Below are 21,398 nucleotides of genomic sequence, written 5' to 3'. Positions count from 1 at the left end.
CCAATAGATATATCTGGAAGCCATCAGATTGCAAACATGTATGCGAGGAAAATCTGACATTACTCGGCGTAAAGCCCTCAAAGCGATTAGTGCTAGTGGCATTGGTGGACTAGCACTCTCAATTTCACCAGTTCAAGCTACTGCAAAAAAGATAGAAGAATCGAATATTAAAGAGGTCACTGGTGAAAAGCATCAAAAGCTGACGAAGAAGGCAAAAAAACTCTCAGGAGTACAATGAAATCAAATCAAAAGTGGGTGAATATTTTGAAGACGAATTAGAAATCCAAAATACGATATCCGCCACCAATACTAAAAATAAAGCAAAGATTGTTCAATTCGACATAAATGAGAGTGGATTTAAACCGGAGAGAAACAGCGACAGAAAAACATTGGATAGCTCGGTTATTGTTGTCCAAATATCTAAAGGAAAATCCACTGCAGTTGCTAATCTAGTTCCGGATATGGATGAGTTCAGTGGTAGGTACCATTTCTCTGTGAAAAATGAAGAAGTAAAGGTTCAGACACCAAAGAAAAATACAGACACAACTACATCGGGTGTGAAAACTCGGTCTGATGTCGGAACCAGCTGTATTGGGTGTGACCCAGAAATAAATTGTAAGGTTTGTGAGGGAGCATACGATGTGATTTGTGATAACAAAGATCTGTGTACTGGAGTAAAAGGGTTGGCACCACAAACATTGTGCATACTTATTGGAGCTGGGAATTTTGGGGGAGGAGTAGTCTGTACATACTTTGTACATGGTGCCTGTAATGTTGATTGTGAGAAAACTGGAAAGAAAGAGTTCTGCAAGGACTGTGAAACGCCAATATTAAATTAATATATTGAAGATTCTTCTTTAACTATCTATACCGAGTTCTAATTTGTATCATTGAGCGGTTCTACTTTGTGATATGTTCTGCTAGGATGTGTTGAGATCTACGTGAAATCATACATATTCTATGTGATTCCCAATTATAATTTTGTCACAGGTGTCACCACAGTCCCGCACTTGTCCGATTTCAGCGAACAAGACACACCACCGTCAGTTCCTGACCGCAGGGGGTTGCCGACAGTATCGTATACTACAGCTAGGGAGGTTACGATGTCAACGAGCTAAATTTCTCGGGAGAGGTTGACCCGTTGCTCAACTCTATAACGTCACATTCGGAAGGAAAGGATTCAGCGTAAAACCGCATTAGTTGAGTCGTATCTCTGTGAACTCCCCCCATTCCTAATTGGTCTCTTGTCACGGTTCCCTCTGGGAGTGAGTCAAAGACCTCCCGAAGAGTTGTCTCATCTAATTTCACCCAACCCGTGCGAGTCGAATATCGCCGACTAGGTGAGTACTCATACACATCACAAGAGAGAATCCATGATGTCCAATCAGAACGCTCTTCGACCATTACAGACTCAAAGGTACATTTTCCCCATACATCAACCAGAAGCACAGTTGTATACTGCGGCACTAATCGAATACGAAACACATAGTGGCAAAAACGACGTGACAGTCGAAGAAAGAAGAAACATTGAGTACGACGAAGACTGTCGTGGGAGAAAGTGTTGGTTGAGGAAGGTTAAGTCGAGAACGGGACTCAGAGAACCTACCAGTACATTCCCGAATCACGGGTCTATCGGGTCGAGAAAACGAAGGAACCAGAAACGCGACTGTCTCGTCAGTCAGTGGGCGCGTAGATTAATCATCACTGAGCAACTTTCTCAGAACTGCTCGACGACGTGCCGACTCAGGTCCCAACTCTACGGCACGAACGCCTCGCCATCGTCGTCGATGGGCTGCTCGTCGGAGTTGGTCTCGCGGTTGTCCTCGAACGATTCGACGACTTGATTCGGCGTGCGTTATTCGGTACGACAGAGTAGCACAGGATTTGTATTGAGAGAACACGAGAAACATTCTGAATCGTACTCTGAAACAGCCGCAGCCAGGACTACGAGACACGGCCATCAGGCTGACACCTCTGTTTGGGAATAGCCAGAACCAGGTGCGCAGACTGCCCTCTCAGAGCGTTGGACTATGTAAGAAGTTTGAGTAGACCCAGGCGGATTCGAACCGCGAGAACTCGCGTTACTCGTTCTCTGGGTGTCGAATCCACTGTCGGCTATTCGTTCTCACTTCGTTCGCAAAAATAGTCCCAGGCGGATTCGAACCGCCGTCAGCGGCTCCAAAGGCCGCTATGATTGGCCACTACACCATGGGACTTCGCTCACGTCGTTCGCATGCTCCGCGTCCGACTGCGGAACTTCGCATTTTGAGGTAGCGAGGTGACGGCACAATAAGCTTACTTTTCGAGTCGTGCGGTTCGGTCTCATATTCGCCGGACGTGACTGGATTGCGACGAAGAAGGTCATACACGGTACCCAGCACCTCACAGAAGGAATGCTCGCTCGAAGGCCTCTTAACCACCTACTCGTTTCCCACAATCTTGGAACATCTGTGCAATAATATGGTCGCTCGGAACCTCTCATTATCTGTGAGCAACATGACTGGCTATGCAATCGTCCTCGAATCCGCACGACTCGAACGGCTCCAAGCAGTTGGTAACATCGCGGCTATCGCCGCCGCGTCTGAGGTCCCAGTCGACATCTTCGCGACCATGGGTGGTCTCGAAGCGTTCGACAACGAACGCATGGCGTCGATGGACTACGAAGTCGGCGAGGTCGGCCGCGCGATGATGGCCGCCGAAGACGTTGATATGCCGATGTTCTTCGAGAGCATCGCGCAAGCGAAGGAAATCGGCCCGCTGCACGTCTACGCCTGTGAACTGTCGATGGACATGCTCGGGAAGTCCCTCGACGACTACCACGAGGTCTTCGACGACGTACTCGGCGTCTCGGGGTTCCTGACCCACGCCCAAGACAAGCAGGTGATATTCGTCTGAGGAGGGTGTCCACAGCCACCGACCGGTGCGTACTGCTGTTCGAACAACCCACACAACCACACCAAGACAATGACCGAATCAATCACTCCCGACGTAACAATCGACTCCCGCGGTGCGACCTGCCCCGGTCCGCTCATGGACCTCATCGGCAAAGTCAAGAAAGTCGACCCCGGCACCGTCGTCGAACTCATGACGACCGATACGTCGTCCAGCCACGACGTGCCCGAATGGGTCGCCAAAGCCGGCCACGAGACGCTCGACGTCGTCGAACACGAAGACGAGGGCTACTGGTCCGTCTTCATCGAGACCACGAAGTAACGCTTGGGTCGACCCAGACACCCGCGTCGCCCGGCCTCCCGGCCGAACTACACCCACTTCACTCACAACACCATGACAAAACGAATCGTAATCGTCGGCGGCGGCACGGGTGGCACCGTCCTCACCAACCGCCTCACCGACGACCTCGCCGCAGAAATCGACGCTGGCGACGTCGAGGTGACGCTCGTCAACGACACGCCGGAACAGACGTACAAACCGGCGTTCCTCTACGTCGCCTTCGGCAAGAAGACGCTCGCAGAGGCGCATCGCCCACTGACAGACTTAGTCGACACTCGGCGCGTCGACCTCGTGGTCGACCGCGTTAGCGGCATCGACACCGAGAACAAACACCTGACACTGGACGCCGCCGACCGCGGACTCGACTACGACTACCTCGTGCTCGCGACGGGGGCGAATCTCGTCCCCGACGAGGTTCCGGGGCTGAAAGAAGGCGGACACCACTTCTACGGCCCCAACGGTGCCGAACGCCTCCGCGACGCGCTCGCGGACTTCACTGAGGGACACCTCGTCCTCTCGGTTATCGGCGTGCCGCACATGTGCCCCGCCGCACCGGTCGAGTTCGTCCTCATGGCCGACGCGTGGTTCCGCGAGCGCGGCCTCCGCGACGACGTCGACATCACGTACACCTACCCCATCCAGCGCGCTCACGGTATCCAGTCGATTGCCGATTGGGCGACCGACCTCTTCGAAGAACGCGACATCAACCTAGAGACGTTCTTCAACGCCGAGGAAATCGACCCCGACGCGAAGGTCGTCGAGACGATGGAAGGCACTGAACTCGACTACGACCTCCTCGTCGGTATCCCACCGCATGCAGGAAGCGACCTCGTAACCGACGCGGGACTCGGCGACGACGGCTGGGTCGCAGTCGACAAACACACCCTCGAAGCCGCCAACGCCGAGGACGTGTACGCCATCGGCGATGTTGCCGACCTGCCGACTTCCAAGGCCGGGAGTGTCGCCCACTACGCGGCCGGGACAGTCGCCGACCGACTCGCGAGTCGCGTCCGCGGGCTCGTTCCCACGGCGACCTACGACGGCAAGACCATCTGCTTCATCGAAAGCGGGATGGACGAAGCCACGTTCGTCGAGTTCGCCTACGGAGACGAGCCTGCAGTCCGTGAACCGTCGAAACTGCTCCACTGGAGCAAACTCGCGTACAACGAATCGTACTGGCTCACCGCTCGGGGGCTCATCTGAGGTGATTCGATGAGTGATTCAAGCACGACCACGAACGGACAAAATCAGGAGACTGCTCCGAGAGAAGCCCTCGAAGCCGCAATCGCAGAACACCCGGAGGAGGTCGTCGCGTTCGTCGAACGAGTTGGTCTCGTGAACGAACTCCTCGATACGACCCAACTGGCCACCGGCGCGATGGACGACGAGATGGTGACGAGGCTCGCCGGTACGTCCTCGCTCCTCCTCGAATCGGCCGACAGCTTGGCCACCCGCGAGACGGCTTCACTCGCATCGTCGGTGGGGGAGAACGCCGAGGATTTGGAGAGCGCACTCCAGACACTCGTCCGACTCGAACAGACCGGCACGCTGGACGAACTCGCCCAGATTGCCGACGCAGTCACGCTGCTCACCGCCGCGTTGGACGACGAAATGGTGGCGACACTGGCCAAGACGGGTAGCTCGCTCGGCGAAGTCGCCGACACCGCGAGCGACCCGGATACAGTCCACGCCATCCAGACGATGCTGCGCGGGATGGGTGACGCCGGAAGCGAACCGCCGAAGCAAACCGGAACTCTCGGCATGGTTCGGTCACTGCGCGACCCGGACGTCCAGCGTGGGATGCACTTCCTCCTCGCGCTCGCCCGCGGTATCGGCAGTGACCTCGACGAAGAGGGTGCATAGTACCCACACCCCAGTTCGGGTGTTTAGTTATCCGAGGAAGTCCACCTCGGTTCGTTTCTCGGCTCGTTCGGCTTCGATGTGGTCACGGAAGACGGCGACGGGCACGTCGTTCTTCTCGCGCTCCTGACGGTCGCGGACCGACACCGTCCCCGACTCCGCCTCGTCGTCGCCGACGATGAGCATGTAGGGGACGCGGTCTTCGTGCGCCTCGGCAATCTTCCGGCCAATCGTCCAATCGCGGTCTTCGACCTCGACACGGAAGTCGGACAGTTCCTCGGCGACCTCGTGTGCGTACTCGTGGTGTGCCTTCGATATCGGCAAGACGCGGACTTGCTCGGGCGCGAGCCACAACGGGAAGTTGCCCTTGAAGTGCTCGATGAGGACGCCCATGAAGCGCTCGAAGCTTCCGAGTAAGGCGCGGTGGATAGCCACCGGTCTGTGTTCTTCGTTGTCCTTCCCGACGTAGACGAGATCCAGTCGTCTCGGGATGTTGAAGTCGACCTGAACCGTTCCAATCGTCCACTCGCGGCCGAGGGCGTCGCGAACGTCGAGTCCAATCTTCGGCCCGTAGAACGCGGCCTCACCCGCTTCGACGTCGTATTCGATGCCCTCGTGTTCGAGGGCGTTTCGAAGCGAACTCGTCGCCGTCTCCCAGATTTCGTCGCTGCCAATCGCGTCGTCGCCTTTCGTCTCCAGTTTGTAGAGCACTTCGAGGTCGAACTGTTCGTAAATCTCCTCGATTACCCGCACCGTCTGGCGAATCTCGGCTTCAATTTGGTCCGGGCGAACGAATGCGTGGCCGTCGTCCTGCGTGAGGCCACGAACTCGGAGTAGCCCAGACAATTCCCCGGATTGCTCGTTTCGGTAGACCGTCCCGAACTCAGAGTACTTGAGCGGAAGGTCGCGATAGGAGTGGCGCTCGTTGCCGTAGATGTGGGCGTGGTTCGCGCAGTTCATCGGCTTCAGGCCGTATTCAGTGTCGTCTTGGTCCCATGCGAACATCTCTCCTTCTTCTTTGAACGCGTCGTAGTGGCCCGTCGGCTTCCACAACTCGGCTTTGTTGAGTTCGGGCGTCCACACTTCCTGATACCCGAGTTCCTCGTTCTTCTCGCGAATGTACTCCTCCAGTTCGCGGCGAATCGCCATCCCGTTGGGGTGGTAGTGGACACACCCCGGTGAGTAGTCGCGGACCGAAAAGAGGTCCATCTCGCGACCGATTTTCCGGTGGTCGCGCTCTTCGGCTTCCCGACGGCGTTCGAGGAAGTCCTCCAGTTCGGACTCGGATTCGAAGGCCGTCCCGTAGACGCGGGTGAGTTGTTCGTTGTCCTCGTCGCCACGCCAGTACGCAGCTGAGATGTCGAGCAACGCGAACGCACCAATCTCTCCCGTCGATTCGACGTGGGGACCCTGACAGAGATCGACCCAATCGTCCTGCCGGTAGAACGAAACCGGGTCTTCACCGGCGGCTTCGTTCTGGAGAATCTCGCGCTTGAATCGGTTCTCCTCGTACCGGTCGAGGGCCTCCGATCGGTCGACGAGAACGCGCTCCATCTCGTAGTCGGCTGCGACGATATCGGCCATCTCGGCTTCGATGTCGTCGAGGTCGTCGCGGTCTATCTCGACGCCGTAGATATCGTAATAGAACCCGTCGTCCGTCGGGGGGCCGATAGCGAGCTTTGCGTCCGGATACAGTCGCTGGAGTGCCTGTCCGAAGACGTGGGCCGCGGTGTGTCGCAGGCAATCGAGATACTCGTCGCTGGCGGCGGTGACGATTTCGACCGTCGCATCCGAGTAGAGTGGCGTCGCCTTGTCGGCGAGGTCACCGTCGACGACGCCTGCGACGGTGTCTCGGCCAAGTCCGGGACCGATTTCGAAGGCGATGTCCTCGACAGTCGCGCCTGCGTCGACTTCGAGTTCGGAACCGTCTGGAAGCGTTACCACTATCTGTCCGTGTTCTTGCGTAGACATGGTCGAGAATCGAGGATGGAAGTGGCTAGGAGTGCGGGCTCAAACCCGGCGTGTAAAGCAGCCACCAACCATCATTGCACCTTCACTTTGCGGTCGAGAGTGATAAGCGTGTCTCAGAAAGGTCTCAGGAGTGCTCCGAGAGTCGTCAGTCTGCAGCTTCAGTCTCGGTTTCCGCCTCGGCGTCGCACACGTCGAGGAACTCGCAGGCGTCACTCTCCGGGTCGAAGCAGTCTGGACACTCCGACTTTCGGTCGATGATGGTGTCGAGGCGACCCGCAATCATGTCGTCGATGACCGGTTCCAGTTCACGGGCCTCCCCGCGGAAGTCCTCGACGTCAAGGACGTTCGAGAGGAACCGCTCGATGATGCAGTACGTCTGGAGCGCGTCGCGGGCCTGGACGATTCCCTCGTCGGTCAGCGAGACGCCTTTGTACTTCTCGTGCTCCGCGAGGCCGCGGGATTCGAGTTTGCCAATCATCTCGTTGGCACTCGCCGGGCTCACGTCCATCTTGTCTGCGAGCGTCCCCGTCGCCGCAGGACCGTTTTCTATCTGCTGCAACAGGTAAATCGCTTTGACGTATTGGTCTGCCGTGTTCATTGTTTCACTCGCGCCCTTCCATGATTCGCGTCACCTCTTCGACGCCATCGGCCTCTTCCTCCCGAAGCTCTCTGAGCGTCGTGAGGAGTTCTTCGCGGTCGATGGTAAACTGTGCATCACTCGCCTCGATGGCCTCGATAACGTCGTCGTAGAACTTGTACGCCGTCTCCTCGTTGCAGAGTTGGTCGTAGAGGACGCCGTCGAAGTCTTCGGGTTTCGTCTGGCCGTACTGCGCTTCGACGAGTGCCTCTATCTCTTCGAAGGGGACGCTGTCTACGTCGAGTCGGTCGATGACCGCTTCGAGACGTTCTCGGTGTTCGTTCGACTCCTCGGCAGCGTGCGAAAGCAGGTCTCGAATCTCCTCGTCGAGCGAGTCGTCGCCCATCTCCTCGTGGTGGTGGTAGGCGCGAGCCTCCACGACCTCTTCGAGGACGATTCCAATCTGGAGCAACCGCGCGAGTTGGTGGTCCGAGGTTACTTGGTAGCCCACACTCACGCGAGACACCCCTGATTCGAGCGCGATACCTCGTTCATGTCTCTGCATCTGTGGGGGATTGACTTAACTCCTCCACGTTCTGTGCTGCACTGGCCGACTCTGGCGGCCGTAAAAGAAAGCAGAAGTCGATGGTGAGGTGCGCTTACTGCAAGCGCGCGGCGATGAGTTCTTCGAGGTCGTCGCGGAACTCGTCGACTTCGATTTCGTCGAGGACAGGAACGAAGAAGCCTTCGACGAGCATGTTGCGAGCCTGCAGTTCGGGGATGGACCGAGAGACCATGTAGAAGAGATCCTCTTTGTCCACCTGCCCGACCGTCGCGGCGTGCGACGCTTCGGTGTCGTGGTTGTGGATGATGAGCTTCGGCGACGCGTCTGCCTCGGACTCGTCCGAGAGCATCAGCGTGTTTTCACGCTGGTAGGAGTTCGTACTCCATGCGTCGCGGCCGACGTCCTGCACACCCTCGTAGACCGAACGGGCCTCATCGTCGAGGACGCCGCGGGTCACGAGGTCTGCGGTCGTGTTCTCGGCCTGGTGCCAGACACGAGCGTTCACGTCGAAGTGCTGGTCTTCGTGGCCGAAGAACGCGCCGACGATTTTCGTCTCGGAGGCGTCACCGTTGAGTTCGGTCTCGATGTCGCTGCGGGTGAGTCGAGAGCCGAGGTTGCCTTCGATCCAGTTGATGGTGGCGTAGGTGTCTGCGTCACCGCGCTTGAGCGTGTACGTGTAGGTCTCCTCGTCGAGGTTCTGGAGCGACCCGTACTGGACGTAGGAGTTCTCGCCCGCGTCGATTTCCACGAGGTTCGAGAAGTATCGGTCCTCGTCGGCGTCCTCGCCGGAGGCGATGCTCTCGAGGATGGTGACCGACGACGACTCCTCGGTGACGACGAGCGTGTGGCTGAACAGCGACCGAGAGTTCATCTCGGCGCGAACCTTCACGTCCTGCGCGTCGACGCCCTCGGGGACGTAGACGAACGTCCCCGTCGTGAAGAGAGCAGCCGACAGCGCCGTCAGGTAGTTCTCTTCGAGGTCGATGACGGAGCCGAATCGCTCCTCGATGAGGTCGCCGTGTTCGTCGAGCGCTTCCGTGAACGGAAGGACGACGACATCGTCGGGTGCCTCACGAACGGTCTCGTCGGACTGGTTCAGCGGGTCGACGAGCGACTCGAAGTCGAGAGCTTCGAGGTTCGTCCAGCGACGGCCGGGTGTCTGGATGACGTCCGGCAGGTCGAGTTCGTCGAGCGCGTCGAGGGCTTCGAGGCGGGCCTCGAGGAGCCACTCCGGCTCGTCCCGTGCGTCCGAAATCTCTCGTACTGTCTCTTCAGACAGGTTTGCGGGAAGTTGCGCACTCATTGGTTATCCGAGGCTACCCTCCATTTCGAGTTCGACCAGTCGGTTGAGTTCGACTGCGTACTCGATGGGCAGTTCCTCCGTGATGGGTTCGATGAACCCGGAGACGATCATCTGCTTCGCGTCGTCGTCGTCGAGACCGCGCGACTGGAGGTAGAACACGTCCTCGTCGCCGATTTTCCCGACGGTCGCCTCGTGAGCGACGTCCACCGTGGACTCGTTGATCTCCATGTACGGCATCGTGTCCGAGGTGGACTCGTTGTCGAACATCAGCGCGTCACACTCGACCGAGGTCGAGGAGTTCTTCGCGCCGTTGGCGATGTGGACGAGACCGCGGTAGTTGGTCCGGCCACCGTCCTTCGAGATGGACTTCGACTCGATGGTCGACTTCGTCTCGGGAGCGTTGTGGTAGACCTTCGCGCCAGTGTCGATGTTCTGGCCCTCGCCCGCGAAGGCGATGGTGATGTGGTTGTCGGACGCGCCGCGACCCTTCAGGATGGACGCGGGGTACAGCATGGTGGCCTTCGAGCCCATCGAGCCCGAAATCCACTCCATGCGGCCGCCCTTCTCGACGATAGCGCGCTTGGTGTTGAGGTTGTACGTGTTCTTCGACCAGTTCTGGACGGTCGAATACTGCACGTGTGCGTCCTCGCCGACGAACACTTCGACGCCGCCGGAGTGAAGGTTGAACGCGGAGTACTTGGGTGCGGAACAGCCCTCGATGTAGTGGACTTCGGAGCCCTTCTCGGCGACGATGAGGGTGTGTTCGAACTGGCCCATCCCTTCGGAGTTCATGCGGAAGTACGCCTGCACCGGCATGTCGACGGTGGTGTCCTCGGGGACGTAGACGAACGAGCCGCCGGACCAGATAGCACCGTGGAGTGCGGCGAACTTGTTGTCGCTCGGGGGGACGCACTTCGTCATGAAGTACTCCTTGACGATGTCTTCGTGCTCCTGGACCGCCTGGTCCATGTTCATGAAGACGACGCCTTTCTCCTCCCAGCGCTCCTGCATGTTCTGGTAGACGACTTCGGACTCGTACTGAGCGCCGACGCCAGAGAGCGCGTTCTTCTCTGCTTCCGGGATGCCGAGTTTGTCGAAGGTGTCCTTGATGTCGTCCGGCAGGTCACGCCAGTCGTCGACACCGCCGCGCACTTCCACGTCGGGGCGGATGTACGGGACGATCTGGTCGACGTCGACCTCAGAGAGGTCGGGCTGGCCGGGCCAGTCGGTCGGCATCGGCATCTTCTGGAACTGCTTGAGGGCGCGGAGACGCCGCTCGAGCATCCACTCGGGTTCGTCTTTGTCTTCGGAGATGACCCGGATGGTCTCTTCGTTGAGACCCTTTTCGGCCGCGAACGCGGCCTTCTGCTCCTTCTTGAACTCGAAGCGAGCTTCGGTGTCAGTCTCTTTGAGGTGGTCTTGTTCGGAACTCATGGTGTGTATGGTTTACGCGGTCTCGTAGACTTCCTCACGGACCCAGTCGTAGCCCTTGTCTTCGAGTTCGGACGCGAGACCCGCGTCGCCGCTCTTGACGACCTTGCCGTCCAGCATGATGTGGACGTGGTCGGGCTCGACGTACTCGAGGATACGCTGGTAGTGAGTGATTTGGAGGATACCGGTGCCCTGCTCGTCGCGGAGGGCGTTGATCCCCTTCGATACGTCCTGCAGACGGTCGATGTCGAGACCGGAGTCGATCTCGTCGAGAACAGCAATCGAAGGCTCGAGAATGGCGGCCTGAAGCACTTCGTTCTGCTTCTTCTCACCGCCGGAGAAGCCGGCGTTGAGGTACCGCTGCATGAACTTCTCGTCCATGTCGAGCAGCTCCATCTTCTCTTTGAGAAGCTTCTGGAATTCGGCGACGCCAATCTCGCCTTCGTCGACATTGCCCTCCATCGGGGAGGTGTCGTAGCCGACGTCTTCGTCTTCTTCTTCCTCGTCCTCGCCGAAGAGGAGTTCCTCGCGCTCGTCGATTTTCGCGTTGAGCGCGGTTCGGAGGAAGTTCGTCATCGTGACGCCTTCGATTTCCGCGGGGTACTGGAAGCCGAGGAAGATACCGAGCGCGGCGCGCTCGTTCGGCTCCAGTTCCAGAAGATTCCACGTGCGGGCGTCTTCAGGAATCTCGATGCCGCCGAAGTCGCCCTCCTCAAGGTGGAGGAGGATTTCGCCTTCGGTGACCTCGTAGGCCGGGTGTCCGGCGATTACTTTGGAGGTTGTCGACTTTCCGGACCCGTTGGGACCCATAAGCGCGTGGATCTCTCCGGAACGAACTTCAAGGTCGACGCCTCGCAGAATCTGCTCACCATCGTCCTCCGCGACACGTGCGTGGAGGTTTTTGATCTCGAGAGTTGCCATCGTTGGTTCGTTGCCTCGTATTGGAAGCGTAGGGAGTATCGGCCATAATGCTTGCGCATTTACCCCCGCCACCTTTTGTAGATAGAAAATTTGTTTTCAAAAGTAGAAAGAAGAATAGGAGTTTTGAGACGTGTGTTCGGGTTTCGGTGAACCGAAGGATACTACGCCATCTGTCCAAAGGAAACCATATTCAGTTACTTAGCGCGTGATACCGGCGATTAGACGAAACTACCGAGCCCAGTCTGCTCTTGGCCGCTCTTGACCTCGTCCCACGACATCCCAAGCGCCTCGATGATACGCGAGATTGGCCCTTCGAGTGTCTTGTCGAGCATGGTGTCCCAGTCGACTTCGAACTCGTCTGGAACCTGGTCTGCGTACTCGAAACAGATGACGTCTGGGTCACGTTTGAACGCTCGGTAGCGGTCGTCTCGCTGTGGGTCGAAGTCCTCTTGATTCTCCATCTTCCGGAACCACGACGGGTGGACTTTCTTGAGATAGAGACGCTTCGGCTTCGAGCCCCGGCCAAAGTTGGTACCGAGGAATGCGTTCGCGTACTGCGCCCCGCGCACGTGCGCGGTGGGAGTCTCATATGCCGTGAGTTTCTTCCCGATGCCGCCGGGGATACCAACCTCATCGAGCGGGAGGTTCCCGGACTGGAAGTCTGTGATGATATCGTGGAGGTAGTCTTTGATGACCTCGGTGTCCTCACCGTGGACAATCATGTCGATGACTTCCTTCTGGACTTCCTTCGTAATCTGTGCGATGTCCGATCGTTTGTACTCGAAGCCCGTGATGTCGATGTCGTCGACGTCTTTGCCCTCTTTCCAGACGATGTGCCCGGCGTAGCGCTTCTTCTTGCCCGCTTGGAAGAACCGTCGGTAGAGCTTCTCGAACTCGATTTGGAAGCGGTGGTGGTGGGCGTCTAACTGTTCCAGCGCGAACTCGTCGTACGACTCGTTGATCTGTTCTTCCAGTTCGTAACCCTTCAAGATGGTCGCCGCGAGCGACTCGAGTTCCGCTTCGGACATCTCCGGGTGGGCCTCGCGCATCTCGTCTGTGACCTCGACGTCGCCGTCGACGTCGTCCGGTGATACGTGCCCGACTTCCAACATGACGCTGTCTGTATCGCCGTAGGCAACCTCGTAGCCAGCGTCGTTCGCTGCCGATTCGGTATGTTCGATGACGCTCCGCCCGGTCGCCGTCACCGCGGCACCCATCTCCTTGTCGTACAAACGGAAGCGGTCCCACCCCAGCACGCCGTAAAGCGACTGGCCGACGAACTGGAACTTCCCGTTGCGCCCGGCCAGGAGGGTATGGTTGTCGGCGACAGTCACACAGTACGCGCCGTCTTCGGCCTCGCTCCGTCCGCCCGAGCGGTGCATTCGGAAGCTATTTTTCGCGTCTTCGGTGCAGTAGATGCGCCACGACCCACTATCGTGGTTGTAGCTCGCCGTCTTCCCGAGGTGCGCACAGAGCCTGAGGACGTCGTCCCGAAGGCGCTCGCTAGATGTCGTGTAGCGCCAACTGTTCACCTGCCTGTCGCCGTCACCGGCGACCAGCGTGTCCAAGAAGCGCTCTTTTTGCTCGTGGCTGGCGTCGAACACGAGGTCGGGAATGTGTTTCTCGAAACTGTTGCCACCGCAGGTGTCCTCCAACCAGCCACCGAGTGCTCTCGACGTGAACTTGAATCCCTTCTCGTCGACGTAGTAGTTGAACCCCATTCGGTCGAGGAGTTCACCGATGGCGGTGTGGTCGTCGTGTCCGCCACCGTCCGCGATGGCGTCCTGCGCGATGTTGACCGTCGTCGACGAGCCACGGACGTTCTCGCCGAACGTCTTGTCCTCAGACGTGTACACCGACCCTTCCGTGATGTACCACGCCAGCAGGTCGAGGAAGTCGTTGGCGTCGTAGAACCGCGGAATCCACTTTCGGCCGCGTTCGCTGTGGACGTAGAACTCCGAGCAGACCTCGTCGAGATACTCTCTGTGTTCCTCGAATTCCTCGGCAGAGAACACGTATCCTGTGCCGGACTCGCCCTGTTTCTGCATTTTGTCCGGGTACCAGCCAATCTCGGCAGCGAGGGTATGCCCGTGGACCTCGTTTTTGGCCCACACCTCGTAGCCGTCATCGAGGAGCTCCGTGAAGTCGACCGTATCGAGGTGAGTCCCGTCGGGTCCCTCCCATCCGTGTGGGAGTTCGTAGTGCGACGACTCGTTCAGGTCGCCCGCCTCGACGAACCGGAAGTCGTCCCACGATGCCCCGTTCTTGTCGTCTTTTCGGACCAACATCCGGTGGTTCGGCGTGACGCTGAAGTCGGTCTTGCTCGTCTGGATATCGACCATCTCACCCCGGTAGTCGGGGTACTCGTGCGTCTCGACGACCGGTTTTACCTCCATCCGCATCGTCTCGGGGTCGAGCGAGTACACGTCGTCACCGACGTCGAGGTCGCGGATGTTCCGGATGCCGTCCGGCGTGAGCACGTCGGTGTCCGGCGTGAAGCAGTTCATGATGACCTTCACTGCGGCCTGCTGCCGGTCGAACTGCTCGTACTCGGACGTTCCGGGGTCGTGACCGTTGCGGAGGCTCTTTTTCTCCTCGCGCTCTGCGAGGAGTTCGTCGACCATCTCCCGAATCATGCCGTCTGGCTCTTGTCTGAAGTGCGTCCCGTTGGGGGCGTGGAAGGTTTCCCCGTCGTATGTTTCGGGGTCGACTTTCGTCTCCGGCGACGCGTTGACCGTCACCATACACATCGGGTACAGCGACTTCAGGTCCAGCACCGTCACGTTCTCTTTGACGCCCGTGATGGGGTCGAAGACGGCCCCACCTTCGTAGTCTTCTGACTCCTGTTTGCCCTTCGAGGGGAGCGCGAACTCGCCGTGAACCTTGTGGAGGACGTAGATGTCGACCGTGTCGCCGGGCGTCGGCGCGTCTTCCAGTTTACACCCGACGAAGGTTCGCACCTCGTCCCAGAAGGCGACAATGTCCTGTTTGCGGTCGATTTCGACACACAGCTCCACGTCCCGAAGGTTGTACTCCAAGAGGCGCTCTGGGTCCTGTTCCCAGAGGTCGCCGATGTCACCGGAGTAGCGTTCCTTGCCAACATCGAGTTCGAGTTCACCAACGGCGTCGAGTCGGTAGGATTCGAGTTCGGTGAACTGCGTTCGCTTGTACGCATAGAGCAGGTCGAAGACGACGCGTCCTTTGATGTCTGGGCCGCCCCAACCGCTCCGCCAGACTTCGCCGAGACGCGACATGCGGTCCGGGTCGAGGTCGTAGTCGCTCGTCGGATTCAGTACGTCCAACCTGTCGAGGAAGTACGGCGCGTCGAAGTCCTCGAAGTTCCAGCCGGTGAGGATGTCTGGATTGGTTTCCTCGATGTACGTGAGGAACGCGTCGAGCATGGCGTCCTCGTCGTCGAAGGTCCGAACCTCGACCTCGGAGTCGTCGTTGAGGAAGTCGTAGTTCGGAAGCGACCCGGGGCGCTTCCCTTCGCCGTCGGGGGCAACGGCGTGCCAGACGATGTACTCGTCAAGATAGGAGTCGTGACTGGTGAGACAGATAATCGGCTCTTCGCCGTCTTCGGGGAAGCCGTTGCGGTCGTTCACCTCGATGTCGAAGGTGTTCACTCGGAGGTTCGCTTCGACGGCTGCCGGTTCGACTTCCTGATGCGGGACCTGAATCGACCCGTCCTCGAGGCGGCGGTCCGGGAGGCGGACACCGCTTTTGATGTCCTTGTCGATGAGGAGGCGGTTCGGGAACAGAATGTCCGCCTCGTAGTGGTCGAACTCGTCGCGAATCTGCCCAACGTCGCGGGGGGTCCGAGTGTGAATCCTCGTCAGGTCCTCACCGCGAATACTCTCGTATCCATCTTCGGTGCGCGTGATGACGTCTTTATCCAGGAGTTCGTCATCGAGACTCGCTGTGGGCGCGTAGAAATACGGTTCGAACCCGAGGACGCGAACGTGTTCGGGCTCGTCGTCGTCCGCCGTCCGACCGAAGATGTGGATTACGGGGTACTCGTTTCGGCCGCTCCCCTCGATAGTGTAGTCTACCTGGGTGACAGCCAGCTCGACCGTCCCTTGGGGGTCGGGGAATCGTACCTCGTCCGTGTCGATAACGCCGGAGACGTGCTGTCCCGCGTCGCCAGCGACGATGGCGGCCTCTTCGTCCGGCCGCGTGTCGCCGACGCCCCCGGCGTCGTCTTCCCCGAATTCGTCCAAACCCGTCTGCGTCATGGCAATCGATTTGGCGGGGCCGATTAAAATCCTCGTGTTTCTGTGGACCCTAGCTCTCAGAGTACACTCTACTCGTTATTCAAATTACGGAAAGACATTTATATATGTGTGACATTCGTTGACACGCGATATGACCGACCACGCAACTTCGGAACGGTGGGATGGCACGATCGACGGCACTGGACCTAGTGGTCCGACAGGAGCCGAGACGATCGAATCCTACGATATCGACGGAGGCGTGGTGTTCTACGATGCGGAGAACCCACTTGCTTGGGTCGAGGCAACTCGGTCGATGAGCCTCGACGACTGCGCCTGATTGGTCCTCGAAACGGTCCCTTTTTCTCGGCACGGTATCTCGGTGAGAGCGTGACGGACGACGAGCGGCGCGACGAGGACGACGCCCCCGAAATCGACCCTGTTGCTCGCTGGGGGGACCCAGAGGAGCGCTGGGGAGACCCAGAAAAACGCTGGGGAGACCCAGAAAAACGCTGGGGGAACCCCGAAGTCGACCTTCCGAACGTCCCGCGCGTCGACATCCCCGGTGAGGATTCGGATTCCGACGACGACCCCGAGTTCACCGCCGATATAAACCCCGAGCAGTCGCGGATGTTCTGGGCCAGCGTCATCCTCGCAAACGTGGGTGTCGCGGGTATCACAGTCGGGCCGATGCTCATCTACTTCCAAGGAGAGACGCTCGTCGGCGGCGGCGCGACGCTCCTCGGCGTGCTTGCGCTCACCCGCGTCTATTCTCTCTACCGAGAGTACCAAGCACACGACTGGTCGAGCGATGAGGACAGTGACGACGGCGAGGGAAACAACAGCAGTGAGAAAAGCAGCGGCGACGACGACGCCAACGACGACACCAACGACGACGCCGACGAGCGCAACCGCTAACAGTCGCCGACGCTTTCGACCGACCATGCGCACGGTCCGCGGGCCTGACGGCCGCACGTACTTGCTCGTCAAACGCTCCAGCGACGCCAGTCGCGTCCGCGACCCGAAGACCGGTGAGGAGCGCCACTTCCCGAACGACGAACTCGAAGACGCGGGCGGTGAATCACCACTCGAAACCGCCGCACGCGCCGTTCCCGAATCAGCCCGCCGGGTGCTCGTCGCCGTCCCGACCGAACAGGGCCTCGGTCTGCTCGTCGAACTCGTCGAGCGCGGTCCGCTCTCTGTCGTCGAACTCATGGACGCCTACGACCTCTGCGAGAGCGACCTTCACGGCCTCCTGACCGAGTTCAAAATCGCGGGACTCATCGAAGAGACGCGAGTGTACGGCGAGCGCGGATACGAGGCAACCTCGCTTGCCCACGAGGGCATCGACCAGCTTCGAGGCTGAAGAACGGAAATCGCTGCTTCTCAGTCGTCTGCCAGCGCGCTTTGGAGGTCGGGTGCGTCGGTCCGTTCGACCGACGACCGGTTGGTCGTCGGATTCTTCTCGACGCGCACGAGGTCGTCCGCCGCGCCGACGAGTTCGTCGTCGTGGCTGACGATGAGAATCTGCTTGACGCCGCGGCGCTGCATCTCCTCGACGAGGTCCACGAGCCGCGAGACGTGACCGTCGTCGAGGAAGACGGTCGGTTCGTCGAGAATGAGCGGCGGGAGGGGTGCAGCCCCGTCGATACCCTCGGCGAGAAGCCGGTAGATAGCACACCGGAGGCTGAGATTGAACAGGGCCCGCTCGCCACCCGATAGCTGCTCGGGTTGGAGTGCGGTTCCGTCCTTCTGGAACACCGTAAGCCCATACTCGCCGTCGAGACGGATGCGCGAGTAGGCGTCGTTGCCGTAGACGAGGTCGAACGTCTCGTTGAGCATCCGTTCGAGAATCTCGACGTTCCGCTGGCGGAGTTCCGCCCGGAGGTCGCCGTAGGTCGATTCGAGGTCCGTCACCTCGTCGTGGAGAGACTGGAGCGCATCGACGCGCTCGGCGAGTTCCTCGCGGCGTTCACGCAGTTCCGAGAGGCGTTCGAGGTCGGCTTTCACGCCGCCAATCTTGCTCTGGAGGTCGTCACGCTTCTCGCGCAAGTCGGGAAGCACGTCAGATTCGACCTGGCCGATGTACGATTCGGCCTTCTGCTTGCGCGAGCGGGCGTCTTCGACCGCGTCTTCGTCGACCGCCTCGCGAAGTTCGGCACGGCGGTCGCGGCGGTCCTGCAGGTGTTCGCGTCGCTCGTCGTTGACCTCGGCGAGCGTCTCGCGCTTCTCTCGGAGTCGGTCCCGGTCGTCGATTGCCGCCTCGCGGTCGTCGAGCAGCGATTCGACTCGGTCGAGGTCGTCGCGGCGGTCACTGAGTGCTTCGAGGTCTGATTCGAGGGCTGTGACCGTCTCTTTGACCGTCGCCGCGCGGTCGGCCTGCGTCGCGGCCGCCTCGCGTTTCTCTTCGGCGTCGGCTTCGAGTTCCGTAGCCTCCTCGCGCTTCGTTTCGGCTGCGTCGCGGCGCGATTCGACCGTTTCCTCGCGGTCGGCGATTCGCTCTTCGGCGAGCGAGAGACGGTCTTCGAGCGATGCGGCGCGGCTCTCGGCTTCTTCCAGTTGTTTGGCTGCTTCGACTGCCGACCGGCAGGATTCGACCTTCGATTCGAGCGACTCGCAGTTTGCTTCGAGTGACTCGACCGCCGCCTCCCGCTCGGCGATAGCATCGACGTGTGGCGACCCGTCGACCGGTTGCCCACACTCGGGACACTTGCCAGCATCGCGGAGTTCGCGGGCCTCCGCCAGTCGCTCGCGCGCATTCTTCAATTCAGTCTCTGTCTCGGCGAGCGACTCGCGGGTCTCCGAGAGCGTGTCCCGACGCTCGGCGAGGAGGTCGGCCGCGTCCCCTCGGTCGACAGGCGCGTCTTCGAACGTTTCGTCGATGGACGCCAGCGACGACTCGATGTCTGCCTGCGTCTCGCGGAGTTCGTCGAGGTCGGCCGCCGCGTCGCCCGCGGCCGCTTCGTCCTCCTCGGCGCTCTCGCGCTTCTCCTTCGCGCGCGATTCGAGGTCCTCCGCGCGCTCTTTGAGGCGGTCGGCCTGCGTCGTGAGTGCCTGCGCCTTGGTCCGCGCCTCCGACAGTTCCTCGCGAATCTCGGCTTCGCGGTCGTCGAGTGTCTCTCGCGCTGCTGCGAGCGCGTCGTCGCTTGCCTCATCGAGGTCGGTTTTTGAGACGGCCGCCTCGATGTCGTCGTCGAGTTCGTCGACATTCTCGTCCAGTTCGCGGATTCGCTCTGTGAGTCGGTCGCGCGTTGTCTCGTCGTCTGCGATTTTCGCTTTGAGTTCGTCGATGGCCGATTCGACCTCTGCCAGTCGCTCGCGTTTCTCCTCGTGTTCGTCGAGTGTGGACTGGGCCGCTTCGAGCGTCTGCCGGGCCTTGTCGCGCTGGTCTTCGTAACGCTCGATTTTCGACGTTACTTCGGAGAGTTCTGATTCGAGTGCGTTGAGCCTGCTGTGGAGGTTCTCGTCCTCCTTGGCCTCGATTTGCGACTCGACGTCTTCGAGGACGCTGCGCTTGCTCGTCAACACGTCTTCGACTCCCAACCGGGCGTCGCCAGCGCGTTCGCGATAGGTTTCGAGTTTGCCGAGTTGCAGCAGGCCGTCTATCATGTCCTGCCTTTGGGCAGGTGTGGCGTTGATGAGCTTGTTGACCTCGCCCTGCTGGACGTACGCGCAGTTGACGAACGCCTCGTTGTCCATTCGCAGGAGCGACGCGACGGCCTTGCGAACGTTGCGCGCACCCTCGATAGTCTCGTCGGGACCTTCGAGGACACACTTGGCCGTCGTCGCGCGGTCTCCCGAGACGCGAACCCGGCGGTCGATTCGGTACTGGCCGCCCGCGTGGACGAACTCCAGTGTGATTTCGGCGTCGTCTTCGCCGGTCGTCACCACGTCTTCGAGCGTCCCGTCGAGTGCCTTCGACCCGTAGAGCGCGAAGAAACACGCTTCGAGGAGGGACGATTTCCCGCTCCCGTTGACGCCGTGGATGACCGTGACGCCGTCGCGAAGGTCGAGTTCGGCGTCCTCGTAGGGTTTGAAGTTCTGGAGGGCGATGTGCGTGAATCTCATGCGAAATCACCCAGCGAGCTATCTTGGGCGGCTTTCGGTTGTTCCGGTGGCGAGTCGTCTTCGGTCTCCGTCTCGGCTGTTTCTGGTTCGTCCTCGTCCGACCCGGGTTCGTCCTTGGCTGCCTCGGATTCACCCTCGTCCTCGACTGCCTCAGATTCACCCTCGTCCCCGGCTCCCTCAGATTCGTCAGCACTTTCGTCGGGTTGACCGGTGTCTCCTGCATCACTCTCGTCACCGCCATCGTCGGCGGCGACCAGCGCATTCGGGTCGTCCGAAAGCAGCGTGGTGACACGCTCGCGAACCTCGTCACGAACGTTCGAGTCGGCCGTCTTGCTCGCGCGAACCGTCTCGTCGACGTCGAGGGCGGCGCTCGACAGCCCCATTTCGCGGAGTCGGTCGTTGACCGCGTCGTCGGGGTCGGCGAAGGAGACATCCGCGAGTTGCTCTGCTTCGGTGTCGACCTCACGGCGGTCGGTCACGCGCGCGACGAGCGCACCCTGCTCGACTGCGAACGTCTCGACTGCGGCGGGCGTCACTGACTCGCCGTCACCAGTCAGTTCCACGATAGCGACGGCGTCTTCGAGGTCGAACTCGCGGACGCGCTGGCGGACGCGTTCGATTCCCTCACCTTCGGCGAGGTCGACAGTGATGAAGGCGAACGGACGGGTTTCGAGCGTCCGATGGCGAATATCGACGGTGTCGTCCTCGAAGGTGACGAGGTTGTACCCGCGCGGGTCGCGTTCGCTCGCGCTCGCGCGCTCGGTCGAGCCACAGTACGTGACCCACGTGTCGTCGACGGTCGTCACGTCCGCGACGTGGTTGTCACCGAGGAGGACCGCGTCGAACTCGACGTTCGACTCTTCGAGGACCGTCTCGGTCTCCCAGTCTGCGTGCGCGAAGGGCGTGAAGAGTCCGTGCCCGACGAGAGCGGTGTGGGCCGCGTCGTGTGGCTCGAACTGGTAGTCCAGTTCGTCGCGTCGGGAACGCGGCACGTGGTCGAGTCCATAGAACGCCACGTCGCCGACGAGAGCCGGGTCGTCTCCCAGGCGGGTCGCCAACCCGAGACGCTCGAAGAGGTCGAGCCACTGGCCACCGCGCGTGGATTCGTGGTTCCCGACGATAGCGAGAAACGGGATACCTGCGTCGTCGAGCCGACGCAGTGCAGAGAGCGTGCCGAGTAAGTCGGGGAGTTCGGGTCGTCGGTCGTGATAGAGGTCACCCGCGTGGACGACTGCCTGTCTCTTATACACATCTCTCAGC

General features: G+C 59.9%; 18 protein-coding genes and 1 tRNA gene. 9 read left to right on the top strand and 10 right to left on the bottom strand.

The window, feature by feature from the left end:
• The first annotated feature begins 40 nt into the window (after positions 1-40).
• Complete coding sequence (locus C453_RS19920; RefSeq protein WP_152418024.1) at positions 41-238, top strand: hypothetical protein; 198 nt, start codon at positions 41-43, stop codon at positions 236-238.
• 13 nt (positions 239-251) lie between these two features.
• Positions 252-839 carry a hypothetical protein gene (locus tag C453_RS19915; RefSeq protein WP_152418023.1) on the top strand — a complete coding sequence of 196 codons (588 nt, stop codon included), beginning with the start codon at positions 252-254 and terminating at the stop codon, positions 837-839.
• 1,304 nt (positions 840-2,143) lie between these two features.
• Here C453_RS19915 and C453_RS06440 read toward each other — a convergent pair.
• Positions 2,144-2,216: transfer RNA gene (locus tag C453_RS06440), tRNA-Gln, on the bottom strand.
• Positions 2,217-2,496: 280 nt separating this feature from the next.
• On the opposite strand from C453_RS06440, the gene C453_RS06435 reads away from it, so the two are divergent.
• From C453_RS06435 to C453_RS06420, 4 genes are all read left to right on the top strand, one after another.
• Positions 2,497-2,895, top strand: a complete 399-nt coding sequence (locus C453_RS06435; protein ID WP_008323436.1) for a hypothetical protein — start codon at positions 2,497-2,499, stop codon at positions 2,893-2,895.
• A gap of 69 nt (positions 2,896-2,964) precedes the next feature.
• Entirely contained in the window at positions 2,965-3,213 is a 249-nt protein-coding gene (locus C453_RS06430; RefSeq protein ID WP_008323435.1) for a sulfurtransferase TusA family protein, read from the top strand.
• A 72-nt stretch (positions 3,214-3,285) separates the two neighbouring features.
• On the top strand, positions 3,286-4,434 hold the full coding sequence (locus C453_RS06425) for an NAD(P)/FAD-dependent oxidoreductase (protein ID WP_008323433.1): 1,149 nt from the start codon (positions 3,286-3,288) through the stop codon (positions 4,432-4,434).
• 9 nt (positions 4,435-4,443) lie between these two features.
• A complete protein-coding gene (locus C453_RS06420; protein ID WP_008323432.1) occupies positions 4,444-5,094 on the top strand; it encodes a DUF1641 domain-containing protein in 651 nt (216 codons plus the stop codon).
• 27 nt (positions 5,095-5,121) lie between these two features.
• Here the strand turns inward: C453_RS06420 and thrS are convergent, their stop codons facing one another.
• The 7 genes from thrS to C453_RS06385 all read right to left on the bottom strand — a co-directional run bounded on the left by thrS (position 5,122) and on the right by C453_RS06385 (position 16,094).
• The gene (gene thrS / locus C453_RS06415; RefSeq protein WP_008323431.1) at positions 5,122-7,062 is read right to left on the bottom strand and encodes a threonine--tRNA ligase; all 1,941 of its coding nucleotides are present in this window, start codon (positions 7,060-7,062) and stop codon (positions 5,122-5,124) included.
• 145 nt (positions 7,063-7,207) lie between these two features.
• Positions 7,208-7,660 carry a metal-dependent transcriptional regulator gene (locus C453_RS06410; RefSeq protein WP_008323430.1) on the bottom strand — a complete coding sequence of 151 codons (453 nt, stop codon included), beginning with the start codon at positions 7,658-7,660 and terminating at the stop codon, positions 7,208-7,210.
• A gap of 4 nt (positions 7,661-7,664) precedes the next feature.
• A complete protein-coding gene (locus C453_RS06405; RefSeq protein WP_007538836.1) occupies positions 7,665-8,156 on the bottom strand; it encodes a hypothetical protein in 492 nt (163 codons plus the stop codon).
• Positions 8,157-8,298: 142 nt separating this feature from the next.
• On the bottom strand, positions 8,299-9,507 hold the full coding sequence (gene sufD, locus C453_RS06400; RefSeq protein ID WP_008323428.1) for a Fe-S cluster assembly protein SufD: 1,209 nt from the start codon (positions 9,505-9,507) through the stop codon (positions 8,299-8,301).
• A 3-nt stretch (positions 9,508-9,510) separates the two neighbouring features.
• Entirely contained in the window at positions 9,511-10,941 is a 1,431-nt protein-coding gene (sufB, locus tag C453_RS06395) for a Fe-S cluster assembly protein SufB (protein ID WP_008323427.1), read from the bottom strand.
• A gap of 12 nt (positions 10,942-10,953) precedes the next feature.
• On the bottom strand, positions 10,954-11,859 hold the full coding sequence (locus C453_RS06390; protein WP_007538833.1) for an ABC transporter ATP-binding protein: 906 nt from the start codon (positions 11,857-11,859) through the stop codon (positions 10,954-10,956).
• A gap of 218 nt (positions 11,860-12,077) precedes the next feature.
• On the bottom strand, positions 12,078-16,094 hold the full coding sequence (locus tag C453_RS06385) for a DNA polymerase domain-containing protein (RefSeq protein ID WP_008323426.1): 4,017 nt from the start codon (positions 16,092-16,094) through the stop codon (positions 12,078-12,080).
• A 130-nt stretch (positions 16,095-16,224) separates the two neighbouring features.
• Here C453_RS06385 and C453_RS06380 point away from each other — a divergent pair, with 130 nt between their 5' ends.
• From C453_RS06380 to C453_RS06370, 3 genes are read left to right on the top strand one after another with little or no spacing between them, the layout of a single operon-like run.
• Positions 16,225-16,410 (top strand): DUF7331 family protein, encoded by a 186-nt coding sequence (locus C453_RS06380; RefSeq protein ID WP_007538830.1) that lies wholly within the window; start codon positions 16,225-16,227, stop codon positions 16,408-16,410.
• Between the two features lie 50 nt (positions 16,411-16,460).
• Complete coding sequence (locus tag C453_RS06375; protein ID WP_008323425.1) at positions 16,461-16,988, top strand: DUF7322 domain-containing protein; 528 nt, start codon at positions 16,461-16,463, stop codon at positions 16,986-16,988.
• Positions 16,989-17,013: 25 nt separating this feature from the next.
• Positions 17,014-17,436 (top strand): DUF7346 family protein, encoded by a 423-nt coding sequence (locus C453_RS06370; protein WP_008323424.1) that lies wholly within the window; start codon positions 17,014-17,016, stop codon positions 17,434-17,436.
• Between the two features lie 20 nt (positions 17,437-17,456).
• On the opposite strand, the gene rad50 is transcribed toward C453_RS06370, so the two are convergent.
• Both rad50 and mre11 read right to left on the bottom strand, forming a co-directional pair.
• A complete protein-coding gene (rad50, locus tag C453_RS06365; protein ID WP_008323423.1) occupies positions 17,457-20,138 on the bottom strand; it encodes a DNA double-strand break repair ATPase Rad50 in 2,682 nt (893 codons plus the stop codon).
• Positions 20,135-21,398 (bottom strand): DNA double-strand break repair protein Mre11 (gene mre11 / locus C453_RS06360; protein WP_049907552.1); only part of this gene is annotated, 1,264 nt, incomplete at its 5' end. The genes mre11 and rad50, both read right to left, overlap by 4 nt.

Origin of the sequence: Haloferax elongans ATCC BAA-1513 (assembly GCF_000336755.1) — an archaeon.
Classification (GTDB): Archaea; Halobacteriota; Halobacteria; order Halobacteriales; family Haloferacaceae; genus Haloferax; species Haloferax elongans.
Note: the sequence above shows the minus strand (reverse complement) of the source record. Positions and strands in the feature narration are given on the sequence as shown.

What these genes read in the sequence shown, in the direction of transcription:
- C453_RS19920 (WP_152418024.1), top strand. Translation starts at nt 41, where the DNA reads ATGCGAGGAAAATCTGACATTACTCGGCGTAAAGCCCTCAAAGCGATT.
- C453_RS06435 (WP_008323436.1), top strand. Translation starts at nt 2,497, where the DNA reads ATGACTGGCTATGCAATCGTCCTCGAATCCGCACGACTCGAACGGCTC.
- C453_RS06430 (WP_008323435.1), top strand. Translation starts at nt 2,965, where the DNA reads ATGACCGAATCAATCACTCCCGACGTAACAATCGACTCCCGCGGTGCG.
- C453_RS06425 (WP_008323433.1), top strand. Translation starts at nt 3,286, where the DNA reads ATGACAAAACGAATCGTAATCGTCGGCGGCGGCACGGGTGGCACCGTC.
- C453_RS06420 (WP_008323432.1), top strand. Translation starts at nt 4,444, where the DNA reads ATGAGTGATTCAAGCACGACCACGAACGGACAAAATCAGGAGACTGCT.
- thrS (WP_008323431.1), bottom strand. Translation starts at nt 7,062, where the DNA reads ATGTCTACGCAAGAACACGGACAGATAGTGGTAACGCTTCCAGACGGT.
- C453_RS06410 (WP_008323430.1), bottom strand. Translation starts at nt 7,660, where the DNA reads ATGAACACGGCAGACCAATACGTCAAAGCGATTTACCTGTTGCAGCAG.
- sufD (WP_008323428.1), bottom strand. Translation starts at nt 9,507, where the DNA reads ATGAGTGCGCAACTTCCCGCAAACCTGTCTGAAGAGACAGTACGAGAG.
- sufB (WP_008323427.1), bottom strand. Translation starts at nt 10,941, where the DNA reads ATGAGTTCCGAACAAGACCACCTCAAAGAGACTGACACCGAAGCTCGC.
- C453_RS06390 (WP_007538833.1), bottom strand. Translation starts at nt 11,859, where the DNA reads ATGGCAACTCTCGAGATCAAAAACCTCCACGCACGTGTCGCGGAGGAC.
- C453_RS06385 (WP_008323426.1), bottom strand. Translation starts at nt 16,094, where the DNA reads ATGACGCAGACGGGTTTGGACGAATTCGGGGAAGACGACGCCGGGGGC.
- C453_RS06380 (WP_007538830.1), top strand. Translation starts at nt 16,225, where the DNA reads ATGACCGACCACGCAACTTCGGAACGGTGGGATGGCACGATCGACGGC.
- C453_RS06370 (WP_008323424.1), top strand. Translation starts at nt 17,014, where the DNA reads ATGCGCACGGTCCGCGGGCCTGACGGCCGCACGTACTTGCTCGTCAAA.
- rad50 (WP_008323423.1), bottom strand. Translation starts at nt 20,138, where the DNA reads ATGAGATTCACGCACATCGCCCTCCAGAACTTCAAACCCTACGAGGAC.